Source organism: Collinsella sp. AM36-4AA, assembly GCF_003467795.1.
In the GTDB taxonomy this organism is placed as follows: domain Bacteria; phylum Actinomycetota; class Coriobacteriia; order Coriobacteriales; family Coriobacteriaceae; genus Collinsella.
Genome location: NZ_QSHS01000007.1, coordinates 42,093 through 66,844 on the forward strand (window position 1 = coordinate 42,093; position 24,752 = coordinate 66,844).

A 24,752-nucleotide genomic window follows, 5' to 3' on the forward strand; every position below is an offset into this window, starting at 1 on the left:
GATGTCTAACCGCACAAGTATAAAGCATCAAAGCAACCTCCGCACAAAGGGCACCGACCCAGTCATTGGGGACAGACTTAAATGATCAGTCTTTGGGCAACCTGTCGGCACTTAGGTAAGGCTGGTCATTTAAGTCCGTCCCCAAAGAGTAGGTGCGGAAAGGGTGTGAATGTTTGATTTACGCGCTATGATGTGCCCTTGCATAGAGAGCCCGGCGGAATGGTAACGGTCGCCGGGACACGTTTTTGAAAGGACAATCATGTCAGAAGAACTTCGTTCCATTCCACCCCAACACGGGTCCTTTGTTTTTACGTCGGAGTCGGTGACCGAAGGTCATCCCGATAAGATCGCTGACCAGATCAGCGACGCCGTCCTCGACGCAATCCTCGCCAAAGAAATAGAGCTGCAGGAGCAGGGCTATATTGCGCCCAACGGTGTGCCCGCCAACGTGGAGAACGTCCGCTGCGCCTGCGAGACCCTCGTGACCACCGGCACGGTCATCGTCGCCGGCGAGATTCGCACCCAGGCCTACGTCGACGTACAGGAAATCGCCCGCGGCGTCATCCGCCGCATTGGCTACAACCGCGCCAAGTTCGGTTTTGACTGCGACACCTGCGGCGTTATGAGCCTCATCCACGAGCAGTCGCCCGATATCGCCCAGGGCGTTGACGAGTCCTTCGAGACCCAGACCGGCGCTACCACCGACCCGATCGACCTGATCGGTGCCGGCGACCAGGGCATGATGTTCGGTTATGCCTCCAACGAGACCAAGACCCTCATGCCCATGCCACACTACCTGGCAAGCCGCCTGGCCGAGCGCCTGGCCGCCGTGCGTCACGACGGTACCCTCGCCTATCTGCGTCCCGACGGCAAGACCCAGGTCACCGTGCGCTACGAGGAAGGCAAGCCCGTCGAGGTCACGACCATCGTCATCTCTACGCAGCATGCCGCCGAGATCGAGGACATGGGCAAGATCAAGGCCGACCTCATCGAGCACGTCATCACCCCGGTCATGGCTGCCGAGAACATGCCGTGGGACAACGCGGACATCTACGTGAACCCCACCGGTCGCTTTGTCGTAGGCGGCCCCATGGGCGACACGGGCCTGACCGGCCGCAAGATCATCGTCGACACCTACGGCGGCTACGGCCGTCACGGCGGTGGCGCCTTTAGCGGCAAGGACTGCACCAAGGTTGATCGCTCTGCCGCGTATGCCGCGCGCTGGGTCGCCAAGAACGTGGTCGCCGCCGGTCTGGCCGACCGCTGCGAAGTCGAGCTTGCCTACGCCATCGGCGTTTCCAAGCCCCTTTCAATCATGGTCGACACCTTCGGTACCGCGCATGTTGCCGAGGACAAGATCGTCGAGGCTGTCGAGAAGACCTTCGACCTGCGCCCGGGCGCAATCATCCGCGACCTAGACCTGCGTCGCCCCATCTACGAAAAGACGGCAGCCTACGGCCACTTCGGCCGCGAAGACGCCGACTTCACCTGGGAGAAGACCGATCGAGTCGAAGAACTCAAAGCGGCCTGTGGCCTGTAAGCTAGCGGCAAAAGCTACAGCCAAGAAACAACGCACCAAAAGAAGTACCGGCTCCAACCGGTACTTCTTTTTTATTTAAAGGTGGTGAAGATGAGCCGACCTGGGACATGGAATAGGTCATAAGCCGATAAATTTCGCAGCAGAGCGACTCCAACCATGTATCCTAAGTTCCGAGGGCTTTGGTATTTGGTCGGTCGCGAGTTCCGCACGAGCCGGAGAGCACTTAATGTGCTCTCCGTGCGAGCAGGACTGCCCGAGCAGGCGACCAAATACCAAAGCCCTCGGAACGGCGGGACAGAGTATGCCCCGCCCCTCGGGACGACGGGATAGAACAGGAGCAACCATGGCAGGCAAGCCGCAAACACTAGCTACGACCTCGGCATTCGAGATCTTGGGGCCCGTCATGGTCGGCCCCAGCTCATCGCACACCGCTGGCGCCCTGCGCTGCGCACAAGTTGCCGCCAGCCTGCTGGAAGGCCGCATCACCAAAGTCACCTTTGGCCTGTGGAACTCCTTCGCCCACACCTACCGCGGCCACGGCACCGACCGCGCTCTCGTCGCGGGCATTCTGGGCCTCGACACCGATGACGAGAACATCAAGCAGGCCTTTAACCTCGCACGTGAGCAGGGCCTCGAATATCACTTTGACATCAAGGGCGACGACGCCTCCATCCACCCCAACACCGTCGACATCGATATGGTCGACGCCACGGGCGCCACGGCGCAGGTCCGCGGCGAGAGCTTGGGCGGCGGCAAGATGCGCATCAGCCGCATTAACGGCGTCGGCGTCGACATCTCGGGCATGTATTCCACGCTCTTCGTGGCGCACCAGGACGTCCCCGGCGTGCTCGCAGCGCTCACCAACCTGCTCGCCTACGCCCATGTGAACATCGCCTTCTGCCGCACCTACCGCACCGAAGTGGGCGGCCAGGCCTACTCCGTCTTTGAGACCGACGGCGCCCCCGACGACACCGTCGTCCCCATGCTCCGCAAGCTCGACAATATCGATTACGCGACCTTTATCGAACTCCCCGGTTCTGCCTCGTCGCTCTCCCCCGGCGTCTCGGCAAAGGAAATCTTCGACGACGGCGAGCAGCTGCTCGATGCGTGCGAGGAACTGGGGCTCAACATCGGCGCCGTCATGGCCGTGCGCGAGGCACGTCTGACCGGCGAGGCACACGCTATCGCCGCCATGCGCCGCGTACTCGACGTCATGCGCGAAGAGACCACAGCCCCCATTTCCAATCCACAGCGCTCGCTCGGCGGCCTCATCGGCGGCGAGGCAAAGCTTGTCGATGCCACCAGCCGAAACGATCTGAGCATAAGCCTGATGGGCGCCGTCCAGACCGACGCCGTGGCCCGCGCCATGGCCGTGCTCGAGCGCTCCGCCACCATGGGCGTGATCGTCGCAGCTCCGACGGCAGGATCCGCGGGCGTTGTGCCCGGCTGCGTGCTAGCGCTCGCAGACCATCTGCAGCTGGACGACGAGCAGGTCATGGATGCCCTTTATTGCGCCGCCGCCATCGGCCTCAACCTCACCACGAGCGCCTGCGTTGCCGGCGCCGAGGGCGGCTGTCAGGCCGAGGTCGGAAGTGCGGCCGCCATGGCCGCCGCCGCACTGGTGCAGATGCTCGGCGGCACACCCGAGCAGGCGCTCGACGCCAGTTCCATCGCGCTGAGTAATCTGCTGGGCCTCGTTTGTGACCCCGTCGGTGGCCTCGTGGAGGTGCCCTGCCAAAACCGCAACGCCATCGGCGTGGCAGCCGCCTTTAGCTCCGCACAACTCGCCCTCGCCGGCATTAAGAGCCTGGTGCCGTTTGACCAGATGGCACACGTCATGCTCTCGGTGGGCCACGCGTTGCCGGCCACGCTGCGCGAGACGGCAAAGGGCGGCATCGCGCAGGCTCCGGCCGCACTTTCGGCCTGTGCAAAATGCGGTGTGTGCGGATAGCGACAAAGAACGACTCGAAGGTGGGACAAATGTCCCACCTCTTTTGAATGCCACCGTTTCCATACCACAATCAACTAGGTAATCGCTATAATGCAAGCCCAGTAAAAACACGATGAGCCGCAAGGCGAAATTCGAAGGATATGCACACGATGTCGCAAAACGATCGAACTCAACTGATTCCCGATCCGCAGCAGCCGAGCAGGCACACCGGCGGCGTTCAGTCGCCGCGTCCTATCGCGCCGAGCCACGGTCAGCAGCGTGGTGCGGCAAACGCTTCGCAACGCCCGAACCAGCAGCGCCAGCAACGTCAGCAGCGCCAGGCAAACGGCAATACGCCCAAGCAGCCCCCCACGCACGGTCGAGGCGATCGCGGCCCCGCGCGCAAACCCACCGGGAACAATAAGTCGGGCAAAAAGACGACGCTCTTTGTCCTCCTGGGTCTTATCGTCATTGTCTATATCGTAGGCGTCGTAGCGTTTTCGCAGGTAGCCTACCCCAACACCACTATCGCCGGCGTCGATGTCTCGTTCTCCAACGCTTCGTCTGCCGCCACCAAGGTCAACTCGGCGTGGAAGCACTATAAGCTCACCGTGACAGGCGATGACTTTAGCTGGACCTATCAGCCCGAGTCCGATGAGCCCATTGTCGACGGCGAAGCTGCCGCAAAAGAGATTATCAGCCGCAACGAAGCCTTTGTATGGCCGGTTCGCCTTGTAGAATCCTTAAGCGGCAAGACCAAAACAACCGCTAGCTCCAACGAAGTCGATCTTGATCAAGACGTCGACCTGTCCATGCTCTCCGACACCTTTGACCAAAAGCAGTTTGAGAAGGATCTGGGCGCCGCCATCGACGAGTTTAACGAGGGGCGTTCGGGCGCGTTCGAGGCCAATAGCTCCTATGACGAGCAGGCCGGCAAGTTTACCGTCGAGAAGGCGCGCTCCAACGAAAAACTCAACCGCGAGCATGTCATTAAGTATGCCGAGCTCGAGCTTGCCTCGCTGGCCGAGACCGTAGATCTTTCCAAGCTCGGCAACGATGCCTATGAGCCGCTCAATGGAACGCTGACCGATGATCAGATTCAGGCCGCATGCGATGCCGCCAATAACTTCTTGGGCGTCAACGTGACCCTCAAGCTTAACGGCGAAGATGCCGGCAAGGTTGATGGCGGCTCCGTATTGCAGTGGATCAGCTTTGCCGATCCGGCCAACCCCACGCTCGATACGTCGCAGATCAGCAGCTGGGCAGCCGAGCTCGCCAACGGCTTTAATACCGTGGGCTCCACTCGCTGGTGGACGCGCGCCGATGGCAAGCAGTGTGCCGTTGAAGGCGGTGACTTTGGTTGGTCCATCGACAGCAGCTCGCTCGCCAAGCAGGTCGAGGACGCCATTAACAACAAGCAGACCGGCGAAATCGAGATCAAGTACTCCCAGAAGGCCGACACCTTTACCGCAAAGGGAGAGCCCGACTGGAAGGCATACATCGATGTCGATCTGTCCGAGCAGCACGCGCGCTACTACGACGAGAGCGGCAATGTCGTATGGGAGGCCAACTTTATCTCGGGAAAGCCGGGCGAGGACGCCACGCCCGAGGGCGTCTGGCAGATCAACAGCAACAATGGCGCCAGCAAGCTTATCGGTGCCAAGGACCCCGAGACCGGCAAGCCCAAATACGAGAGCCCGGTCAGCTATTGGATGCCGTTCGAGGGCAATATGGTCGGATTCCACGACGCCACCTGGCAAAACGACAAGAGCTTCGATAATGCCGAGTCCTATAAGTGGTGCGGCAGCCACGGTTGCATCAACCTGCGCCTGGCCGATGCAAAGGCACTTCACGACTGCATCAAAGTCGGCCTGTGCGTGGTTGTCCACTCGTAGTGCAACGCGCGCATTCCCACAACATGGAGCTGCTGCGACCAATCTAACAGTTCCGAAAGAATCCGCCATATGCGCCCGCCTTACGCGACGGGCGCATATACTTATTGAGGAAATTTCTATAAAGGAGACGCTATGCCGAATGTCCCCACCATCACCCCAGGCCCGGATGATGCCGAGTACACGCCCGAAGGTGCCACCGAAACGATTCCTTTGATTACAAACGTACATGCCGAAAAGCAGAGCGGACGCACGAACGATACCGCCGAGATTTCCGATGAAGAAGCGTATGCCAAGCTCAAGGCAAAGCGTGCCGAGCGTCGGCGCAAAAAGCTCATCCGACGCGGTATCGCCGTCGGTGTCGTTGTTGCCATCGCGCTCATTGCCATTGTCGCAACCCTGGTTATCAATGCGCAACCACAGGGCGCTAGCGAGCCGGTAACCGACATGGTGACCGAGGGCACGTTTAGCACAACGGTCGAGGCGAAAGGCCAGCTCAAACCCATTTCATCCTCAGTGGTCTCCCCTTCTGTCGACGGCACGGTCGATTCGATCAACGTGCAGGCGGGCAAATCCGTCAACGAGGGCGACGTGCTCATGACCATTAAAAACGACGAGCTCGATCGTAACGTTGCCGAGGCGCAGCGTGCAGTTGCAGCCGCTCAGGAAGACCTCGCCAACGCGCAGAAAGCCGTCGCTTCCGCACAGGCCACCCCAACGACAGACGTCGATAGAGCTTCCGCCGCAGCGGCAGGCGCCTCCGCTGGGTTCGCCGACACGAACGCCGTATCGGCCGCTCAGCGCAGTCTCGCATCGGCCCAGGCAAACCTCGATCAGGCGAACGCCAAGGCCGCCAGCCGAACGGTCACGGCCCCGAGCTCGGGCAGCATCGTGGAGCTCAACGCCAAGGTGGGCGCCACGGTAACAGGCGGAATGATCATGGGCGAAAGCGATACGAGCGGCGGCAAGCAGTGCATGCAGATCGCCGACCTGTCCAAGATGAAGGTGACGGTTCAGGTAGGCGAAAAGGATATCGCCAAAATTGCCGTGGGCCAAAGCGCCAACGTGACCTATCCCGCGTTTCCCGATATCGTGAGCCAGGGCACCGTCACGGCTATCGCCTCGGTTGCAAACTCTGACTCCGGCTCCGGTAGCGGCGGCAGCGTGACCTTTAACGTCGACATCCTCATCGAAGCAGCCGACAGTCGCCTCAAGCCGGGTATGACTGCCGAGGTCTCGGTAGTGACCGAGAAGCTCGACGACGTGGTTATGGTGCCGACGATGGCGCTCATGACCGAAGATGGCGAACACTATTACGTCAACGTGGCAACCGATGACGAGGGCAAGCAAACCCGTCGCGTGAAGGTGACCGTCGTGACGCAAAACGACAACGAGGCTGTAGTCGGTAAGACGCAGGTCAAGCGCGACGACCAGGGCAACGAGATCAACCCAGACGTCCCGGTTACCAAGTTACGCGACGGCGACACCATCGTGACGGATACCGGCACAGGCATGACGGCAGACGGCGGCGACAATATGTCTGCTGACGAGGGCAAGTAATGCGTCCCGTCATCGACATCCGCAACGTGCACCGCATCTTTGAGAGCGAGGCCGGTTGCGCCCACATCCTGCACAACGTGAGCCTGGCGGTGAACCCCGGTGAGTTCGTCGCCATCACCGGCCCCTCGGGCTCGGGCAAGTCGACGCTCATGAACATCCTGGGTTGCCTGGACAAGCCGACGGCGGGTGATTATTTCCTGCAAGGGCTCAACGTCGCCGAGCTCGACGATGATGAGCTCACCGAGGTGCGCGCGTTGAGCATCGGCTTTGTCTTTCAGAGTTTTAACTTGCTGCCGCGTCTGACGGTGATCGAAAACGTCATGCTGCCGCTGTCCTACACCAATGTGCCGCGTAGCCAGCACGAGATGCGCGCCGTGCACGCGCTGCAAGCCGTCACACTGCCGGTCGACCATTGGGACCACCGCATATCGGAACTCTCGGGCGGACAGATGCAGCGCGTTGCCATCGCGCGCGCCCTCGTCAACGACCCGCCCATCATTTTGGCCGACGAGCCAACGGGAAATCTAGACTCGACAACCGGGGCGCTCGTCATGGAAACCTTCCACAAGCTCCAGAAAAGCGGCAAGACCATCGTACTCATCACGCATGACCCCGGCATCGCCGCCGAGGCCGATCGAGCCGTAACCATCCGTGACGGGCGAATCCATGACGGCGCATATGTCGCGCATACACCGAATACGTTACGCGGGGCCGTCAACAACCTGCCCGCGATTTCTGCAACCACCAATCAGCCGAAAGGAGCGAAGGCATGAGCACCCGTGATCTTGTCCAAGAAGCCCTTCACTCGCTCGAGGCCAACAAGGGACGCAGCCTGCTCACCATCCTTGGCATCGTCATTGGCATCGCCTCGGTCATCGCCATGACTTCACTCATCGGCGGCATCCAAAACAGCCTGGTCAACAGCCTGGGCCTCAATGCAGCCCGCATGGTAGAGATCTATTCGTCCCAAGAACTCACCGATTCGGATGTGGAAAAGCTTCGCAAACTGGTGCCGCAGATTGAGCAGATCGGCATCGTCGATAGCGCCTATTCCGAGTACAAGGTCGGGGATAAAAGCTATACCGTCATGGCACACGGCGTCGATAGCGACATGCTCGATGCCGTGGGCGCCAGCAAGCTCGTTGCGGGACGTGTCTATTCACAGGCAGAGTCTCAATCAGGCTCGCGCGTGGCACTCATCAGCCGCGGCGGCGCCGATCAGCTTTACGGCAATGAACAGGACGCACTGGGGAAAACCATCAAGGTGTCCAACGGCGAGGTGCAGATTGTAGGCGTGATTGATGGCGGCAGCGACTCCATGGGCTCGCTCACGCTGTATATGCCACGCGAAACCATCTCCGGCCTGTTTGGCGACGAGAATCCTTCATTTCCCAGCGTGACGGCACTTGCCGCCGAGGGCACAGACATGGACGAGCTCTGCAAGACCATCGAGTCTAAGGTGCGCGCGATGAAGGGCATCTCGGAGGATGATGAGTACGACAGCGTATCGGCGACCTCCATGAAAAGCGCCATCGATGCACTCAACTCGTTTATGGGCGCCTTCTCGCTCATCATGGGCGCTGTCGCCAGTATCTCACTGCTTGTCGGCGGAATCGGCATTATGAATATGATGCTTACCAACGTGACTGAGCGCATCCGCGAGATCGGTATTCGCCGTGCCTTGGGCGCCAGTCGCCGCGATATCACCGCGCAGTTTTTGGCCGAGTCCTCGGCGCTGTGCGTCACCGGTGGCCTGCTGGGTGTCCTGATTGGCTATCTGCTGGCCTGGGGCCTCGCGATGTTTGCCGCAGGATCAGGGGTTCTCAACGAGCTCGGTGCCAGTGGGGAGATCACACCGAGCTTTTCAATCGCCACGGTGCTGCTGGCCTTCGGCGTCTCCGTCGGCATCGGCGTAATCTTTGGCTTCTACCCCGCTCGCCGCGCGGCAAAGCTCAACCCGGTGGAGTGCCTACGCTACCAGTAAGCCACCACCAACAAGTTGCGGTGAATTAGGGACTGAATATGCTATCTAGCAGCAAAAACAGACACTATTTCACCGCAACTTATTGAAGGGCTGTTTGCGCCAGTTCTGGGCGTCGTCCTCGAGCTATTGATGGATGACGGGCTTGTACGGGTCGAGCTTGCTCGGGACGCTCCTCCTCGCGGGCGGGAGGGCGCGCAGGCGCGGCGAGCGCCTAGCGCGCGAACTCCTGTAAGAGCGCGTCTTCCACTTCCCGAAGCGAAAGGGCCCCGCTTCCCTCGGCGGGACGGGTGACCACGATGCAGCGCGCTCCCACGTCGCGCGCGGCGGCGAGCTTCTCGGCCGTGCCGCCTACGGTTCCCGAGTCCTTAGTCACAAGCCACTGGGCGCCCACCTGCCGAAGCATCGCCTCGTTGAGCTCGCGGGTGAAGGGCCCCTGCATGCCGATGACGTGCGACGGCGAAAACCCCGCGTCGATGCACTTCGTTATAGCACCGGGCAGCGGGAGCACACGCACGAAGAAGCGCTCCGCGAAATCGGCGACGCGCGTGTAGGGAGCAAGCTCCTTGCTCCCCGTCGTGAGAAGCGCGCGACCCGGGTTCTCAGAGAGAAAGCGCGCCGCGCAGGCGATCGACGCGACCGGCACGACGCCTTTGGGCAGCGCCTCGACCGGGCGCGCAAGGCGCAGGCATCGTGCACCCACGGCGAGCGAAGCGGTCCGGATGTTGCCGCTTGCGAGCGTAGCGAAGGGGTGCGTGGCGTCGACAACGATGTACGCGCCGGAAAGCTCGCGCTCCATGTCGGCATCGTCGAGCCTGCCCGCATGCACCTCGATGCCCGGAAGCTCGCCCAAAAGCTCGCCTCCGTACTCGGTTGCCGCGTAGGCACGGGCGGGGATGCCCGCCCTGCTCGCCCATTCGCACAGAAGGCGGCCCTCGGTGGTGCCGGCGAAGATGCGCAGCGCCAGCGCGGATGCGGGGGCCGTCACTTCGGGCCGCCTGTGCGCGTGATCTGGTAGAGCAGCGCGTTCATAATGGCGGCCGCCACGGTCGAACCGCCCTTGCGACCCCTCGCGACGATGGCCGGAACGCGTCGTGCTAGTAGCTCCTCTTTCGCCTCGACCACGTTCACAAACCCGACCGGCACCCCAACGACGAGCGCGGGCGCGATCTTCCCCGCGTCCATGAGCTCGGCGAGGCGCAGAAGTGCTGTGGGAGCGTTGCCGACGGCCACGATGAGCGGACCCTCGATGCCGCAAGCTTTGTCCATGCTCGCAACGGCGCGAGTCGTGCCCGCGGCGCGCGCAGCCGCGGCGACATCAGGGTCGGCCATGAAGCACACGGCCTTGCAGCCGAGCTTCTCGAGCGCGGGCTTGCTTATGCCTGCGAGCGCCATGTTCGTGTCGGTGAGCACCGTGGCCCCTGCGCGCAGTGCGTCGAGCGCACAGTGCGCGGCGTCATGGGTGAACACGAGGGAATCGGCGTACGAGAAGTCGGCAGTGGTGTGGATGACGCGCTTCACGACGGGCTCTTCGAGCGGCGGGAACGTGCGGCCGCCGAGCTCTTCGGTGATGATCTCGAAGCTGCGCCGCTCGATGTCGCCGGGCGCCATCTCCTTGGAATCCATCTAGTACTCCACTCCTTCCCTTGCACATATCCCCTGCTCGTAGGGGTGTTTCTCGCACCGCATCTCGGTTATGTAGTCGGCCTTCTCCACGATCTTGCGGGAAGGCGCGCGCCCGGTGAGCGCTACTTCGACGCCGCGCGCGGACATATCGAGCGCGCGGTCCACGAGCGCCTCGTCGACAAGCCCCTTCGAAAGCGCGTCGAGCGCCTCGTCGAGCACGAGCAGTCCCTCTTGCGCGCCCTCGAGCTCGGCGAGCGCAGAAGCGAGGATCCCATCGTGCAGCTCGCACGTCGCGGCAAGTTCTTCCGACGTCATCGACCAGGTAAACTTGTCCGACACCTTCCCCGCGAACACGGGCACGCCGAAATGCTCGGCGAGCAGGCGCGCCTCCCCGCTTTCGCCGTCTTTCAGGAACTGCACGACGACGACGTGGCGGCCTGCGGCGAGCATGCGAAGGGCGAGGCCCATCGCCGCCGTGGTCTTGCCTTTGCCGTCGCCATGATACACGTGGATCATACGCCCTCCTCGATAATGCGGTAGATATACTCCATGTCGAGCGCCCCGCGCACGACGTCGGCCAGGCGGTCGAATTCGCGCGCACGGTGATCGGCCGCGGACGCTGCGCCCGCAGCACCCACGACGCTCTCGGGCAGGCCGCGCATGCGCGCGAGCGAGCGCGCGAGGGCGAGCGCCACACCCGGTTCGTCGAACAGGCCGTGGAGATAGGTTCCGAACACGTTTCCGCAGGCCGCGCCTTCTGGTTTGCCGCCAATCGTGCCCGCAGGAGCGCAGGAGACGGTCGTTTCTCCGTCGTGAATCTCGTACCCGCGCGCCGTCATGCCGTTCCACACCGAAAACGCGCCTTGGGCGCCCGTGATGCGCAGCTCCGACTGGGCGAGGCGCTTTTCCTCCTTGAACACCGTACTTGCAGGGATGAGCCCGAGCCCGCGCGCGGTGCCAGCGCCTTCCCTGCCGTGCGGGTCGGAAAGCTCGTCTCCCAAAAGCTGGTAACCTCCGCATATGCCGAGCACCGGTGTGCCCGCGCCCGAAAGCGCGCGGACACAGGCTCCGATGCCGCTAGCCGCAAGCCAGCGCGCGTCGTCGAGCGTGGACTTCGAGCCGGGAAGCACCACCAGGTCGGGTCGGCCCAGATCGGTCGTCGAGGAAACGTAGCGCACGCCCATGCCGGGCACGCGCGAAAGCGGGTCGAAGTCGGTGAAGTTCGACAGATGCGGAAGGCGCACGACGGCGACATCGATGACGCCGCGCGCCTCGCGGGCAGATAGGCGCGGCGCGAGCGAGTCCTCGTCGTCCAGGTCAAGCGTAAGATACGGCACGACCCCCACGACGGGAACCCCGCACATCTTCTCGAGCGGGGCCAAACCCGGGCGCAGGATTTCCACATCGCCGCGGAACTTGTTCACCACAAGCCCCCGCAAAAGCGCGCGATCCTCGGGCGCAAAGAGCGCGACCGTGCCGTAGAGCTGGGCAAACACCCCGCCTGGGTCAATGTCGCCCGCGAGCAGCACGGGGGAGGACACGGCGCGCGCGAGCCCCATGTTGACGATGTCGTTTTCGGAAAGGTTGATTTCGGCGGGGCTGCCGGCGCCCTCGATGACGATGACGTCGTTTTCCTCCGCGAGCGAATCGAACGCCTCCAAAATCTGCGGCATGAGCGCCTTCTTTCGTGCGAAGTAGTCCCTCGCAGCGAAGGCTCCCTGCGCCTTGCCGGCCACGATGAGCTGGCTTCGGTGGTCGCTTTCAGGCTTGAGAAGGATGGGGTTCATGCGTACGTCGGGCGCGATGCCGCATGCCTCGGCCTGCATGATCTGGGCGCGCCCCATCTCGAGCCCGTCGGCCGTGACACCGCTGTTGAGCGCCATGTTCTGGCTCTTGAAGGGAGTCACGCGCAGGCCGTCCTGCGAAAGCACACGGCACAGTCCCGCCGCAAGCAGGCTCTTCCCCGCGTTCGACATGGTGCCCTGGATCATGATGGGCTTCGCCCTACCCACGGGTATCGACCTCCTTCGCCGAGCCTCGGCCATCCGCGCCCGCCATAGCGCCGCTGCAAGAAACGCCGCCCCATTCGTCGGGTTCGCCTTCGCCCGATGCACCTTCCGCCCGAAGCACGCGGCTGAACGCCATCGCAAGCCGGGCATTCTCCTTGCGCGTGCGCACCGCGACGCGGCACCAGAAACGGGACAGTACCGAAAACGAGTCGCACGTGCGGACCAAAACCCCCTGTTTATACAGGCGTTCGGGGATGTCTTTCGCCGGAGTGCGGACTAAAAGGAAGTTCGCATCCGATGGCACGACGGAAAGCCCGAGCGAGGAGAGCTCATGGGAAAGCCACGCTCGCTCGCCCGCCAATACATCGCGCGTGCGCGAGACGTATTCAACGTCTTCCAGGGCGGCGATGCCCGCGGCCTCGGCGACCGAGGAGACAGGCCACGCCTGCCCCGCCCGGCGAATCCCCTCGATGAGTTGGGCGTTTCCGCTGATCAGATATCCCAACCGCAACCCCGCCATTCCGTAGAGCTTGGTGAACGCGGAGAGCACGGCCACATGGCGCGAACACGCGGCGCGTGCGGCCACGCTCCTTTCGCGGGCGTCGGGCGCAAATCCGAGGAAGCACTCGTCCACGACGAGCAGCGCGCCCACCTGCTCGCAGCGGCAAGCCGCGGCCTCGATCACGCTGGGGTCGACGAGGCGCCCCGTCGGGTTGTTCGGATTGCAGAGGTACGCCACGTCTCCCGGCCCCTCGATCGCGCGGGCGAAGGAGGCGGGCACGTCGAAGTCGTCCGCTTCGGAGAGCGGGAACTCCTGCACGCATGCGCCGTAGTACGATGCCGCCTCCGCATATTCAGAGAACGTCGGCGCGCACACGACGATGCGTTTCGGGCGCACCGCCGCGGCGAGCCGCCAGATGATGTCGGACGCGCCCGCGCCGCAGACGATAGTATCTTCGGGAATGCCCTGGTCGCGCGCTAGCGCGCGAACGAGGGCGAGGCTTTCCCTATCGGGGTAGGCGTCGATTCGAGAAAGCGCCTTGCAAGCTGCGGCGACGGCGCGCGGCGAGGGGCCTGCCGGATTCACGTTCACCGAAAAGTCAATGAGGTCGGAGGCGCCCCCTTCGCAAGCGATGCCGAGCGATTGCGCGCTGCCCCCATGCGTACGGGCGCGCAGGATTCCCCCGGCAGCCCGGGGCGCGGCGTGGTCTTCCATCATGCCATCGCCCCCACGGCGAGCACGACCGCCGCGCGCGCGGCGCCGAAGACGACGAGCGCGCATACGGACGCAGCGAGCATGAGCCTTGTCGCCCGGGCGATGTCGCCCCACTCGATTTCGCGGGACGCGTCTCCTATCGTCGTTTTCTCAACGAGCTTGCCGAAATACACCGCGGGTCCTGCCAGGCGCAGCCCGAGCGCGCCCGCGCACGCTGACTCGGTCTGCGCCGCGTTCGGGCTCGCATGGCGACGCCTGTCGCGGCGCCAGATGCGCGCCGCCCCGCGCGCGTCGAGCCCGACGATCGGGCACACGGCGATCATGAGCAGGGCCGATAAGCGCGCGGGAATCCAGTTCGCCGCATCGTCGAGGCGCGCCGAGGCGCAGCCGAAGTCGATGTAGCGCTCGTTTTTGTAGCCCACCATGCTGTCGAGCGTATTCACCGCCTTGTACGCCATGCCCAAGGGCGCACCCCCGATCATAAGGTAGAAAAGCGGCGCGATGACGCCGTCGCTCGCGTTCTCCGCCACCGTTTCCACGGCGGCACGCGCGACGCCGTGCTCGTCGAGAACAGACGTGTCGCGTCCCACGATGAGCCCGACGGCTTCGCGCGCCGCGACAAGGCCGCCCTTCGAGAACGCGCGGGCCACGGCCAGGCTCTGGCGGCGCAGCTCGCATGTCGCGAGAATCTGATAGCTCGCCCATGCCTCGGCAACGAAGCGCAAGCCGGAGTGAACCATGCCGCAAAGATGCAGGATGCCCCAGGTCAAAAGCCCACACGCAAGCGGAAGCGCCACGGCGAGCACAAGACCTGCGGCGCGCGTGCCCGCGGACGTTTGCGGGAATGCGCCCCGCAGGCGGCCTTCGGCCCACGTGATCGCGCGCCCCATGGCGACGACGGGATGGGGAAGCCAGCGCGGGTCGCCGAAGGCAAGGTCGGCCGCGAACCCGGCGGCGACGGCAAGAATCGTCATCACCGGGCATCGCCCCCCGAAGCGGGGCGAACGTCGCGAAGGCAGCGCCCATCCCAGGTGGCGGCCCATGCGCCGCCCGGCTCGGTATGCACGTCGAAGTATCCAATTTTCGGGACAGCTAACTCGGAGAGCAGCGCTTTCACGGTACCCGCGTGAACGACGAAGACGGCGCGCCCACTCCCCTGGGCACGCTCCGATTTGCACGCCTCCCGAAACGCCGCGACGACGCGGCGGGTGAAATCGCTCTTGCCCTCGCCATGCGGGCAGCGCGTCTCGCACCAGGAGTCTACCCAGGCGCGGTAGCGCGCATCCTCTTTAAGCTCGGCGGCGCTTCGTCCCTCGAAGTCGCCGAAATCCATCTCGCGCAGACCGGGGCACGCCATAAGCTCCGCGTTCGGGAAGAGGATGCGCGCCGTCTGGTCGGTGCGGGCCATGCCGCTCGTGATAACACGGAACACGTCACGATAGCATGCGAGGTCGCGCAAAGCGCGCTCGCCCGCGCTCGACAGGGGCTCGTCGGTGCCCGCCCCGCTGTAGCGATGGTCTTCCGTGCCCGCCGTGGCACCATGGCGCACGAAAACGACTTCCAAAGGCGCGCCCGCGCCCTGCGTCCCTCGAGGCGCATCATCAAGGTTTCCCTTGATGACCTGGGGAATCCCGCACGTCATGCGCACGACGACGTCGGCGCGCGCAGCGAGCGCGCATCCCAGGCGCCCCGCGCGCTCGCGCCATTGGGCGTCTTCCGCACGCATAGGGACGACCCCCGAGCCGACCAAGGACAGAATCACTACGTCGAAGCCGATCAGCCGCTCGAGCGCCCGGTCAGCGTCGAGCGCGCGTACGAGTTCCTCAGCACAGTAAGCGACACGGCCGGCAAAAGCCGCGGGCACGCCGCCCTCCGCAAACTGCGCCGCGTCGACGAAATCGTCCGCCGCGAACCCGAGCTTTTCGCGCACGAAGGTCCTCTTCCCGGAATGCGCGCCACCTACCACGAGCATCATAGGAGCATGCCCCCCGCCACCAGCATGGCAAGCATCGCGAGCTCGGCCCATTGCAGAAACCATCCGGCCAAATCCCCCGTCACCCCGCCGAAGCGGGACAGGGCAACATGGCGGTACCACGCGAGCGCCAAAAGCCCCGCCACCGCCATAAGGGCGCCGACGGCCTGAGCGCACGCGACCATCCCTGCAGCCGAAGCCGCAGCGAAAGCGCAAAGCGGCACGACGATCGCCGCGCGCTTCTTCGCAGGCGAGAGCCCCGCGGCCATGCCGTCCGCACGCGCGGCAGGCCAGCATTCAACGGCGAGCCCCGAAAGCGAGCGGGAGAACACGAGCGAGCACAGAAGCGCGAGGAACGCCCCCGCCGTAAGCGGCAGCGCGGTGAACAGGGAAAACTGCAGAATAAGGTACACAACAACACCGATGACCCCGAAGGCGCCCGCCCGCGGGTCGTGCATGATCTCGAGTTTTCGCTCGCGCGGGGCCCAACTTGCAAGCGCATCGGAGGTGTCGCAGAGCCCGTCTAGGTGGATGCCTCCCGTCACCGCCACAGGCAGCGCCACGAGCACGGCCGCGACGATGGTCGCGGGCACGCCGAGCAGGTTCGCAACGTGTCCCCACGCCGTCATGAGGAACCCTTCCGCAAGGCCCACCAGGGGAAAAGCGGCAAGCGCATGGGTTGACCCGAAATCGGTCCAGGCCGATTTCGGGACGGGGATGCGCGAGAACGTTCCGAACGCCGCGCCGATTGCCTCTGCTATCTTCACCTTGTAGGTCCTTCACCTTTCATCCACACGGGAATCCCGCATACCACTTCGACTGCGCGGTCGGCCAGCGCCGCCACGCCCGCGTTCACGCGCGCGAGCACGCGCCTCCATGCCTCGGTCCCCTCATCGTAGCGCATCCCATCGGCGAACACGTCGACGGTGACCACCACCGTATACGCAGCGGCCTGAGCGAGCCGTTCGATGCCTCCGAGTACCTCGCGCGCCGCAGCGTCGGGGTCACGTGGGGACAAGCCGCCTTCCGCGAAAAGCTCGTTCGCAACCAGGTTGCCCACGTCCTCCAAAAGAAGCGTGCAGCCGCGCGGAAGCCCGGGCACTGCGGCGCCCACGTCACGCGTGCGCTCGAGGGTGGAAAACCCCTTGCCCTCGCGCAGCGCCCGATGGCGCGCGATGCGGCGGGCGCCCTCTTCCCCGAAGGGCTCCATCGTTGCCAGGTACACGCGGGGGCCGTCGTGCCCGAGGCACAGGGACTCGGCGTAGGCGCTCTTGCCGCTCGTGGCGGCGCCGATGACGAGCGTCACCGTCATTTCCCGGCCTCGAAATGCTCGTAAGCAGCCATGCCAGTCGCCGTGAACGTCTTCCCATCCCGGTACACGCGCAGCGCCGAATCCAGAAGGGGCAGATACGCCATGGCGCCCGCGCCCTCGCCCAAGTGCATGCCTGCGTCGAGGGGTGCCTTTATGCCGAGCTCGCGAAGGAGCTCCTGGCTTGCGGGTTCACTTGATGCGTGGGTGCCCACGAGGTAGCCCAAGGCGTTGGGGCACAGGCGCGCCGCGCACAGAGCCGCCGTGCAGGATATGACCCCGTCGAGGAGCGCCGGCGCCTTCGAGGCCGCGGCCCCCAGGTAGAAGCCGCAAATCGCCGCGATGTCGAAGCCGCCCACCTTCGAGAGCACGTCGATCGGGTCGGCGGGATCGGGCAAGTTCGCGTCGATAGCGCGCTCGACCACGTCGCGCTTGCGCGCGAGCGAGGCGTCCGAGAGCCCCGCGCCGCGCCCGACGAGGCTCCGCGCGTCCGCCCGGATGAGCACTGCGGCCACCGCCGCCGAGGTGGTCGTGTTGCCGATGCCCATCTCGCCCGCGGCGAGAAGGCGCACGCCGGCGCGGGCAAGCCCGCACGCGACGGCGATTCCGACCTCGATCGCGCGCACGGCCCCATCTCGAGACATAGCGGAGCCGTGCGCGATGTTGCCGCTCCCCCGCCGCACGTTCGCGCGCACCATGCGCGCGTCTTCTATGCCCCGGGCCATACCCACGTCGACGGGCACGACCTCGGCACCCGCGAACGCCGCCATGCGGCAAGCGCTCGTGGCCCCCTCGCACATGTTACGCGCGACGGCTCGCGTCACGTCTTGCCCGCTTTGCGACACGCCTTCGGCAACAACCCCGTTGTCGGAGAAGAATACCGCGAGCGCACGGGGAAACTCGGCCACCTCGGCGCTCCCCTGAGCTGCGGCGATACACGCGACGGCGTCTTCAAAGTCGCCCAATCCCCCCAAGGGGTGCGCGATGGAGTCCCACGCGGCGTACGCGGCGGCGCGGGCGCACTCGTCTGCGGGCTCGATCCGGGAGAGCGTGGCTTCGAGCACGGCGCCCGGCGCCGACGAGAACGCGCGCTCGACTTCCTCGCGGATGCAGGCAAGCGCGGTTTCGGTTGCTTCAGCCATGCCGTCTCCTCTCTGCAAACGACGCCGCGGCAGACGCGAACGCGCGCGCAACGTCGGGGTTCGCAGGATAGTACACATGCGGGAAGCCCGCAACCAGGGACGGGGTGGTCGACATGCACGGCCAGCCCTTGTCGCGCCGGGGCTTCTGCGCCCAAAAGTCGCCGCCCGGGCAGGTGGACTGCCAGTAGTGGAACTCGTGCGCGCGGATGCGTGTGCCGCGCGGCCCGTAGAGCCCGTCGCGTTGGGAAGTGAGCTCCACGTACCCGAAATGGGACAGCCTTCCCCCGTTCTCGCTTGCGCCCTCAAGGGCGCCCGCAACAGGCCAGCGCCGCCCCTCGCTATCGGCGATTTCGCGCTGCAGGTACAGAAACCCACCGCATTCGGCGACCGTCGGCATGCCGGATTCCACCGCGCGCCGCACCGCCTCGCGCATCGGCGCGTTCTCGGAGAGCTGCCGCGCATGGAGCTCCGGGTAGCCGCCCCCCAGATAGAGGGCGCTTGTCCCCCGGGGCAACTCGCTATCACACAGGGGGCTGAAAAAGGCCAGCTCGCAACCCAGATCCTCGAGCGCGCGCAGGTTCTCCTCGTAGTAGAACGAGAACGCCTCGTCACGCGCAACGGCGACGATGGGCCGCGCTCCCACGATCGGCTCCAACCGGTAAGGTTCCTCGCGGATATCGGGTGCCGTCGCCGCTATTTCAAGCAAGCGGTCGACGTCGACGCTCTTTTCCACCAGCTCGGCCATCTTGTCGATGCGCGCGGAGAGCTGCTCGACCTCGTCGGCAGTCACAAGCCCCAGATGCCGGCTTTCGAGCGAGAACGCCTCGTCGGCGGGGATATTCCCCAAAACCGCGACGCCCGTGTGCTTCTCGATCGCAGGCGCCGCGTAGGCGCAGGCAGCGGCGCTCGTCTTGTTCAGCACGACGCCGCGCACGTTCGCACAAGGCAGGAACACGGCGATGCCGCGGATTACAGCGGCGAGCGATAAAGACGCCCCGCGCCCGTTCACCACTAAAACGACCGGCGTTTCCGTGTCGCGCGCAACCTGGTAGCTGCTCGCGTCGGCCACGCCGGGCGCCATGCCGTCGTAGAAGCCCATAACCCCCTCGAGCACCGCGACATCCGCGCCCGCGGCGCCGCGTGCGAGCAGGGCGCGCAGCGTTGGGGCGTCGGTGAAGAAGCCGTCTAAATTGCCCGAGCGCGCACCCACGACGCGGCGATGAAAGAGCGGGTCAATGTAGTCGGGGCCGCATTTGAAGGCCGCGCATGCAAGGCCGCGGCGCGCGAGCGCGCGCAGGAGCGCGCACGTTACGACCGTCTTGCCGCTCCCGCTCGAGGGCGCAGCGACCATGAAGCGCGGGATGGACGTGCTCACCGGGCGCCGCCTTCCCCACCTGCGGCGCTGCAGTTAGCAAGCGAGACCACCTCAACGGATGGGTTCCCCTCGACAGAGAGGTCCTCCCCGACAGGCGACTCAGCAAGCGCGCCGACTTCGGCAAGCTCCTCGGCATCCGCGCCCGCACCACGCGCGCTGACGAGGAACACGGGGTTTTGCGCCTTCATAAGATGGTGCGAGCCTACAGCCTCGGCACGGGCGGCCGACACCTGGCACGCCTCGAACCCCTTAAAGCGCGAACCCGAGAGGAGCGCGCACGCCTCGGTGAGCGTCTCAACGGTGACGCATGGCACGCACAGGCGAACCTGCGAGTTCTTCTCGAGCGCCGCCTCCACGATGGAGGGAAGCTCGCCCGCGCTCCCGCCGACGAACACGGCGTCGGGGACGGGCAGTTTCGCGAGCGCTTCGGGGGCGACACCGGGGACCGCATGCACGTTGCCGCACCCGAATGCATCCGCGTTCTCTCGGATGAGCCGCACGCCGGCCGCGTTGCGCTCGACCGCCCATACCGACCCCGCTCGCGCGACGAGCGCCGCCTCGATCGAAACGCTCCCCGTGCCGGCGCCGACATCCCACACGGTGTCGGTCGCGGTAAGGCGCAGCTTCGCGAGCGCGACGGCGCGCACCTCCTGCTTGGTCATGGGAACGTCGCCGCGGATGAAGAGCTCGTCGGGAATGCCCGAGGAAGCGTACGGCCAGCGGGAGCTCGCGGCGCGGAATGCGCCCGCAGAGTCCGCCGCGAAAGAAGCCGCCGCGGGCGCAGACGCGCCGGCCGGCGCCTCGGAGGCTGCGCTAGAGCCCGCAGGCGACCCGGCGCAGCCTGCGAACTCGATAAGCATCACGTTCAAGTCGTCGAACGTCTGACCTGCGATTTCACTTGCGGTCGCGCAGGTGATGCGCTCGTCGGGGTACGACAGGCGCTCGGCCACCGTCACGCGCGCGTCCCCGAAGCCCGCCTGCACAAGCTCGCCCGAAAGCCGCGAGGGGTCTTCCCCGCCCGACGTGGCAAGGAAGAGCTCACCTGCGCGCTCGGCCTCGGCCACGATGTCGCACGCCACGCCGTGAGCGCTCGCGAAGCGCCAATCCTGCCATGGACGCGCGAGGCGCGCGGCGAGATACGACGCTGAGCTTATGCCGGGAATGACGCGCACGTCCACTTGCGCGTCGCCGGAGAGCGCCTCCACCAGGCGGCGCGCGCCGCTGAACAGCCCCACATCGCCCGTCATCACGACCACGGCGCGCTGCCACGACGCCGCATCGGTGAGAGCGGCGACGATGTCCGCCGTCTTCACGAGCTCGCATCTCACCACGTCGGGCGGCACGTCGATGCCGACAAGCGCGCGATGAGCGCCGATGACCACGTCGGCGATGTCGATCGCGTCGAGCGCCGCGCGCGAGAGCAAGTCGGGGTTTCCGGGCCCCGCCCCGATGATCGTTACCTTTCGCATGGAATCTCCCGATACCCGCGCGGCGTGACCATACGGCCGCCTACGCGCTTCGTGTCCGCGTTGCCGACGAACACGGTGGTGAACATGTCGGCGTCGAACTCCCCCAGCTCGGAGAGCCTGCACATGCCCGACTGCTGCCCCTCGCGCCCGATGTTGCGTACCCAGCCGCAGAGCGTGTCGGGGGCCTTCCATTCGAGCATAATCTTCGCCGCGCGCGAGAGCCTGTCGGCGCGCTTTCTGCTGCGCGGGTTGTACAAACAGATGCAGAAGTCGGCGCTCGCCACGGCGGCGAGCCTGCGCTCGATGACCTCCCACGGCGTGAGCAGGTCAGAGAGCGACACGACCGCGAAATCGTGGGCAAGCGGGGCGCCGAGCACCGCCGACCCGCTCTGAGCCGCGGTGGCCCCGGCGATAACTTCCACGTCTACATCGGGGTAGTCCTCCGCTAGCTCCAGCACGGGGCTCGCCATGCCGTACACGCCCGCGTCACCGCTGCACACGAGCGCCACGGCTTCTCCGCTCTGCGCGCGCGAAAGCGCCAGACGGCACCGTTCGACCTCGTGCATCATCGGCGTCGCGAGATGCGCTGCGTCGGGCACGGCGGCGAGCGCGAGCTCCACGTATTTCGTGTACCCCACAACGATGTCGGCCGCCTCGAGCGCGCGCCGAGCCGCAATCGTCATGCCGTCGGGGCCGCCCGGGCCGATCCCCACCACGAAGAGCTTTCCCATCACCGCTCCTTAAACGAAAGTTCGATAGTTACCTTGGAAAACGCGACGGTCACGCCGCCGTGAGCGAGCTTCGGGAAGATAAGTTTGCCCCCGCCCGCGAGCGCCGCGCGCTCGCACACGTTGTCGACCCCCACCGTCGCGCGCACGAAATCAGATGGCGAAACGCTGCCTTCGACCTGCGACAACTCCTCTGCGGAATACGTCGCGAGCGGGATATTGCGCGCGCGGCAGAAGGCGAGCAGACCCTCCTCGCGCGCCTTCACGTCGATCGTCGCCGCCTCGCGCACGGCCGAGGGCGAGATGCCCGCCTGCCCGCACGCGAGAAAAAACGCCTCCCCGATCGCTTCGGTGCACGCACCGCGACGGCACCCTATGCCCGCAACGATGCAGGGTAAGACAAGGTGAAGCGGCTCGGGCGCAGGCGCCTGCGCCCGCACGCCCGCCGGCTTCCCCGTCACACCGGCGGGTACGACCTCGCCCGTTGTCTCCGCCGCGCGAACGGACGCACCCGCATTCGCGCCAGCGAACGGCGACACGACGATATCGGCCCGAGCGCGGTCGGACGCAATGTCAACCCCCTCAGGCGGCTGTCCCGAAATCGGCATGTCGGAATAGAGCGCCACGCGCCCGCCCGAAAGCAGCCGCGCCGACACTCGCTTGATAGCCTCGGGGTTCGAAACGGCGAGCCCAGCACAGCGCGCCCACGTATCCACCGCCCACACGCCGCGGACGTCGGTCGCCGTGGTGATGACGGGGATGGCCCCTGCCGCGCGTGCCACAGTTTGCGCAAGCTCGTTCGCACCGCCCAAATGCCCCGACAAAAGCGAGACGGCAAAGCGCCCCGCCTCGTCGATCACCACAACCGCGGAATCGTTTGCCTTCGAGGCGACATGCGGCGCGATCGCCCGCACGGCGATGCCCGCCGCGCCCACGAACAGAAGCGCGTCCGACGCTTCCCACGCGAGCGCCGTCCATGCGCGCAGGTCGGCCTTCCCCTCGCCGAACCCGCGCGAAACGGAAACGTTCCAGCCAGAGTCATCTTCACCTGTCTGCGCGCAATCGGAAAGCGCGCGTGCGGTGCGCTCCGCCAACGCATACCCCCTCTCAGTGAACGCTATGCAGGAAATCCTCATCTAGCGCACCACCATCGTCGAGAAGTAGCTGCCCCGATCGGGCACATCGTCGAGCGAGCGGTACACGCGCTCGCCCGGAAGCCCACAGTCCTCTACGAGCTCGGCACCGTCGAAGGCGCCCTCCTCGCGAAGGATGCGCTTCGTGTCCGCAAGCGAGCGGCGCGCCTTCATGACCACCTTCGTCCCCGGCCAGCCGATTGCGTGGCGCACGTCGTCGTAGCCGCCGGGCACGATGTGCAGAGGCGACGACATCTCGGGCGTGAGGTCGCGCTCGAGCGCCGCGGCGACCGCGCAGAAGCTCGGCACGCCGGGAATAGCGCGCGCCTCGAACCCGCGGGCGCGCACGTCGGGCGCTATGCGCTGGAATGTTGCGTAGATGCTCGGGTCCCCCAGGTTCAGCAGCGCGACGTCGCGGACCGCATCCAGGTGCGCGACAAGCTCACGAACAAGCGAGGCATGCTCGGCAGCGCGGCGCTCGGCGTCGCGCGTCATCGAGAATCGCACGGGGATCACCGTCTTGCCTGTAAGGTCGACGGCGCCGCGCACGATGTCAAGCGCGACCATGACCCCATCCGCCGTCTGCGGTGCGGCGATGACCGGACACGATTCGATTGTGCGGACGGCCTTGATCGTGAGCAGCTCGGGGTCGCCAGGCCCCGTGCCCACCCCGTACAGCACGCCTTTACTCATACGTCGCCCCCAATTCCCCGATAACTGCATCGGCACCCGACGTGCGGAAAAGCTCGCAGCGCTCGGCGTCGAACACGACCGCGGCGATGTCGCATGCGCCCGCCGCGCGGCGGCGCAACCTGTCCTCGATTGCCGCAGAGAGCGAGGCGCGCGCAGCGTCCCCCACGCCGGCGGCCTCGATTACCTCGAGCGCCGCCGTGGTCGTGACCGACGACATGATCTCGCACACGGTCTTCGCGCCCGCGCCGGCCAAGGCCGCGTGGGCGGCCAGAATCTCCGCGCGGCAGTCGGCGGTACGCGAATGGGTGTCCATGATGCCGCCCGCGACCTTCACCAGCTTACCGATGTGTCCCACAAGAAGGACATTGGTAAATCCCTCGCGAACGCAGCAATCAATCGCATCGCCCACAAAGTTGGAGATGAAGACCACCGGCGCACCGTTTAGGTGGAAATGCCCCGAGATGAACTGCCCGCCGTAGTTGCCGGGCGTGAGCACGACTCCGCGCCGCCCCATAGCCGCATGCTGCCGGATCTCGAGCTCGATGCTGTCGCGCAAGGCAGCGAGGCTGCGCGGCTCGACGATGCCCGTCGTGCCCAGGATGGAAATGCCGTCCTCTATCCCCAGGTGTGGGTTGAAGGTCTTTTCGGCAAGGGCAACACCCTCGGGTACCGAAATCGTCACAGCAATATTTCCAGAAAAGCCGTGCGCGGCGCACACCTCGCGCACCGCCGAAGTGATCATCGCGCGCGGCGTCGCGTTGATAGCGGCCGACCCCACCGGCTGCTCGAGCCCGGGCAACGTCACGCGCCCCACGCCCACGCCGCCATCGACGGAAACTTCCGATTCGCGCGCGGGCACGCCCTTGCTGCCCGCAGCGCCCGTGCCCGACCCCGCATGTTCCACGCGCGCGTACACGAGCACGCCGTCGGTCACATCGGCATCGTCGCCTGCGTCCTTTCGCACGGCGCACTGGGCGCACCCCTCGCCGATACATGCGTCAACCACGTCCGTCTCGACAGGCAGCCCGCCGGGGGTGACGATCGACACGCGGCCGACGGGCTTTCGTGACAAGAGCATCTCGCAGGCCGCCTTCGCCGCGAGCGCGGCGCAGCTCCCCGTGGTGTAGCCGCAGCGCAGGCGGGTCGTCCCGGTATATATGTAGTGCTCGAAGGCCAC

The 24,752-nt window shown here is 65.5% G+C and carries 22 protein-coding genes; 6 read left to right on the forward strand and 16 right to left on the reverse strand.

Going from position 1 to position 24,752, the window contains the following annotated elements; genetic code table 11:
• Nucleotides 1-259 precede the first annotated feature (259 nt).
• The 6 genes from metK (at nt 260) to DW850_RS03805 (ending at nt 8,906) form a co-directional block, all read left to right on the forward strand.
• Nucleotides 260-1,540 carry a methionine adenosyltransferase gene (gene metK / locus DW850_RS03780; RefSeq protein ID WP_022094972.1) on the forward strand — a complete coding sequence of 427 codons (1,281 nt, stop codon included), beginning with the start codon at nt 260-262 and terminating at the stop codon, nt 1,538-1,540.
• Nucleotides 1,541-1,883: 343 nt separating this feature from the next.
• On the forward strand, nt 1,884-3,491 hold the full coding sequence (gene sdaAA / locus DW850_RS03785) for an L-serine ammonia-lyase, iron-sulfur-dependent, subunit alpha (RefSeq protein ID WP_117786280.1): 1,608 nt from the start codon (nt 1,884-1,886) through the stop codon (nt 3,489-3,491).
• A gap of 149 nt (nt 3,492-3,640) precedes the next feature.
• Nucleotides 3,641-5,365, forward strand: a complete 1,725-nt coding sequence (locus DW850_RS03790) for a L,D-transpeptidase (RefSeq protein ID WP_158565215.1) — start codon at nt 3,641-3,643, stop codon at nt 5,363-5,365.
• 132 nt (nt 5,366-5,497) lie between these two features.
• Entirely contained in the window at nt 5,498-6,922 is a 1,425-nt protein-coding gene (locus DW850_RS03795) for an efflux RND transporter periplasmic adaptor subunit (RefSeq protein WP_117786282.1), read from the forward strand.
• On the forward strand, nt 6,922-7,695 hold the full coding sequence (locus DW850_RS03800; protein ID WP_117786283.1) for an ABC transporter ATP-binding protein: 774 nt from the start codon (nt 6,922-6,924) through the stop codon (nt 7,693-7,695). Before DW850_RS03795 ends, DW850_RS03800 begins: the two co-directional genes overlap by 1 nt.
• Nucleotides 7,692-8,906 (forward strand): ABC transporter permease, encoded by a 1,215-nt coding sequence (locus DW850_RS03805; protein ID WP_117773810.1) that lies wholly within the window; start codon nt 7,692-7,694, stop codon nt 8,904-8,906. Before DW850_RS03800 ends, DW850_RS03805 begins: the two co-directional genes overlap by 4 nt.
• Nucleotides 8,907-9,117: 211 nt before the next feature.
• On the opposite strand, the gene cobK is transcribed toward DW850_RS03805, so the two are convergent.
• Genes cobK through cbiD form a run of 16 tightly spaced genes read right to left on the reverse strand, consistent with a single transcriptional unit; the run spans nt 9,118 to nt 24,752 of the window.
• Nucleotides 9,118-9,891, reverse strand: coding sequence for a precorrin-6A reductase (gene cobK / locus DW850_RS03810; RefSeq protein WP_117786284.1), 774 nt, complete (start codon nt 9,889-9,891; stop codon nt 9,118-9,120).
• Entirely contained in the window at nt 9,888-10,529 is a 642-nt protein-coding gene (locus tag DW850_RS10260) for a precorrin-8X methylmutase (protein WP_117861862.1), read from the reverse strand. The genes cobK and DW850_RS10260 overlap by 4 nt, the downstream gene beginning before the upstream one ends.
• Complete coding sequence (locus DW850_RS10265) at nt 10,530-11,045, reverse strand: cob(I)yrinic acid a,c-diamide adenosyltransferase (RefSeq protein WP_199575527.1); 516 nt, start codon at nt 11,043-11,045, stop codon at nt 10,530-10,532.
• Nucleotides 11,042-12,541 (reverse strand): cobyric acid synthase, encoded by a 1,500-nt coding sequence (locus tag DW850_RS03820; protein WP_233540001.1) that lies wholly within the window; start codon nt 12,539-12,541, stop codon nt 11,042-11,044. Before DW850_RS03820 ends, DW850_RS10265 begins: the two co-directional genes overlap by 4 nt.
• Nucleotides 12,534-13,757 (reverse strand): histidinol-phosphate transaminase, encoded by a 1,224-nt coding sequence (locus DW850_RS03825; RefSeq protein ID WP_158565216.1) that lies wholly within the window; start codon nt 13,755-13,757, stop codon nt 12,534-12,536. Before DW850_RS03825 ends, DW850_RS03820 begins: the two co-directional genes overlap by 8 nt.
• Complete coding sequence (gene cbiB, locus DW850_RS03830) at nt 13,754-14,728, reverse strand: adenosylcobinamide-phosphate synthase CbiB (protein ID WP_117786287.1); 975 nt, start codon at nt 14,726-14,728, stop codon at nt 13,754-13,756. The genes DW850_RS03825 and cbiB overlap by 4 nt, the downstream gene beginning before the upstream one ends.
• Entirely contained in the window at nt 14,728-15,792 is a 1,065-nt protein-coding gene (locus DW850_RS03835) for a histidine phosphatase family protein (protein WP_233540605.1), read from the reverse strand. Before DW850_RS03835 ends, cbiB begins: the two co-directional genes overlap by 1 nt.
• On the reverse strand, nt 15,726-16,493 hold the full coding sequence (cobS, locus tag DW850_RS03840; RefSeq protein ID WP_117758118.1) for an adenosylcobinamide-GDP ribazoletransferase: 768 nt from the start codon (nt 16,491-16,493) through the stop codon (nt 15,726-15,728). The genes DW850_RS03835 and cobS overlap by 67 nt, the downstream gene beginning before the upstream one ends.
• Entirely contained in the window at nt 16,490-17,038 is a 549-nt protein-coding gene (locus DW850_RS03845; protein WP_117786289.1) for a bifunctional adenosylcobinamide kinase/adenosylcobinamide-phosphate guanylyltransferase, read from the reverse strand. The genes cobS and DW850_RS03845 overlap by 4 nt, the downstream gene beginning before the upstream one ends.
• Entirely contained in the window at nt 17,035-18,177 is a 1,143-nt protein-coding gene (locus DW850_RS03850; protein WP_117786290.1) for a nicotinate-nucleotide--dimethylbenzimidazole phosphoribosyltransferase, read from the reverse strand. Before DW850_RS03850 ends, DW850_RS03845 begins: the two co-directional genes overlap by 4 nt.
• Nucleotides 18,170-19,552: a cobyrinate a,c-diamide synthase gene (locus DW850_RS03855; protein ID WP_233540606.1), complete on the reverse strand. Its 1,383-nt coding sequence runs from the start codon at nt 19,550-19,552 to the stop codon at nt 18,170-18,172. The genes DW850_RS03850 and DW850_RS03855 overlap by 8 nt, the downstream gene beginning before the upstream one ends.
• Nucleotides 19,549-21,021, reverse strand: a complete 1,473-nt coding sequence (cbiE, locus tag DW850_RS03860; RefSeq protein WP_117786291.1) for a precorrin-6y C5,15-methyltransferase (decarboxylating) subunit CbiE — start codon at nt 21,019-21,021, stop codon at nt 19,549-19,551. Before cbiE ends, DW850_RS03855 begins: the two co-directional genes overlap by 4 nt.
• Nucleotides 21,009-21,752, reverse strand: a complete 744-nt coding sequence (gene cobJ, locus DW850_RS03865) for a precorrin-3B C(17)-methyltransferase (RefSeq protein ID WP_042435525.1) — start codon at nt 21,750-21,752, stop codon at nt 21,009-21,011. Before cobJ ends, cbiE begins: the two co-directional genes overlap by 13 nt.
• On the reverse strand, nt 21,752-22,843 hold the full coding sequence (locus DW850_RS03870) for a cobalt-precorrin 5A hydrolase (protein WP_233540607.1): 1,092 nt from the start codon (nt 22,841-22,843) through the stop codon (nt 21,752-21,754). The genes cobJ and DW850_RS03870 overlap by 1 nt, the downstream gene beginning before the upstream one ends.
• A 42-nt stretch (nt 22,844-22,885) precedes the next feature.
• On the reverse strand, nt 22,886-23,575 hold the full coding sequence (gene cobI / locus DW850_RS03875; RefSeq protein ID WP_117786293.1) for a precorrin-2 C(20)-methyltransferase: 690 nt from the start codon (nt 23,573-23,575) through the stop codon (nt 22,886-22,888).
• Nucleotides 23,568-24,752: a cobalt-precorrin-5B (C(1))-methyltransferase CbiD gene (gene cbiD, locus DW850_RS03880; RefSeq protein WP_233540608.1), complete on the reverse strand. Its 1,185-nt coding sequence runs from the start codon at nt 24,750-24,752 to the stop codon at nt 23,568-23,570. Before cbiD ends, cobI begins: the two co-directional genes overlap by 8 nt.

What these genes read in the sequence shown, in the direction of transcription:
- DW850_RS03835 (WP_233540605.1), bottom strand. Translation starts at nt 15,792, where the DNA reads ATGGTTTCTGCAATGGGCCGAGCTCGCGATGCTTGCCATGCTGGTGGC.
- DW850_RS03825 (WP_158565216.1), bottom strand. Translation starts at nt 13,757, where the DNA reads ATGATGGAAGACCACGCCGCGCCCCGGGCTGCCGGGGGAATCCTGCGC.
- cbiE (WP_117786291.1), bottom strand. Translation starts at nt 21,021, where the DNA reads ATGCGAAAGGTAACGATCATCGGGGCGGGGCCCGGAAACCCCGACTTG.
- DW850_RS03800 (WP_117786283.1), top strand. Translation starts at nt 6,922, where the DNA reads ATGCGTCCCGTCATCGACATCCGCAACGTGCACCGCATCTTTGAGAGC.
- cobJ (WP_042435525.1), bottom strand. Translation starts at nt 21,752, where the DNA reads ATGGGAAAGCTCTTCGTGGTGGGGATCGGCCCGGGCGGCCCCGACGGC.
- DW850_RS03790 (WP_158565215.1), top strand. Translation starts at nt 3,641, where the DNA reads ATGTCGCAAAACGATCGAACTCAACTGATTCCCGATCCGCAGCAGCCG.
- DW850_RS03795 (WP_117786282.1), top strand. Translation starts at nt 5,498, where the DNA reads ATGCCGAATGTCCCCACCATCACCCCAGGCCCGGATGATGCCGAGTAC.
- DW850_RS03850 (WP_117786290.1), bottom strand. Translation starts at nt 18,177, where the DNA reads ATGGCTGAAGCAACCGAAACCGCGCTTGCCTGCATCCGCGAGGAAGTC.
- metK (WP_022094972.1), top strand. Translation starts at nt 260, where the DNA reads ATGTCAGAAGAACTTCGTTCCATTCCACCCCAACACGGGTCCTTTGTT.
- cobI (WP_117786293.1), bottom strand. Translation starts at nt 23,575, where the DNA reads ATGAGTAAAGGCGTGCTGTACGGGGTGGGCACGGGGCCTGGCGACCCC.
- DW850_RS10260 (WP_117861862.1), bottom strand. Translation starts at nt 10,529, where the DNA reads ATGGATTCCAAGGAGATGGCGCCCGGCGACATCGAGCGGCGCAGCTTC.
- DW850_RS10265 (WP_199575527.1), bottom strand. Translation starts at nt 11,045, where the DNA reads ATGATCCACGTGTATCATGGCGACGGCAAAGGCAAGACCACGGCGGCG.
- cbiB (WP_117786287.1), bottom strand. Translation starts at nt 14,728, where the DNA reads ATGACGATTCTTGCCGTCGCCGCCGGGTTCGCGGCCGACCTTGCCTTC.
- sdaAA (WP_117786280.1), top strand. Translation starts at nt 1,884, where the DNA reads ATGGCAGGCAAGCCGCAAACACTAGCTACGACCTCGGCATTCGAGATC.
- DW850_RS03845 (WP_117786289.1), bottom strand. Translation starts at nt 17,038, where the DNA reads ATGACGGTGACGCTCGTCATCGGCGCCGCCACGAGCGGCAAGAGCGCC.
- DW850_RS03805 (WP_117773810.1), top strand. Translation starts at nt 7,692, where the DNA reads ATGAGCACCCGTGATCTTGTCCAAGAAGCCCTTCACTCGCTCGAGGCC.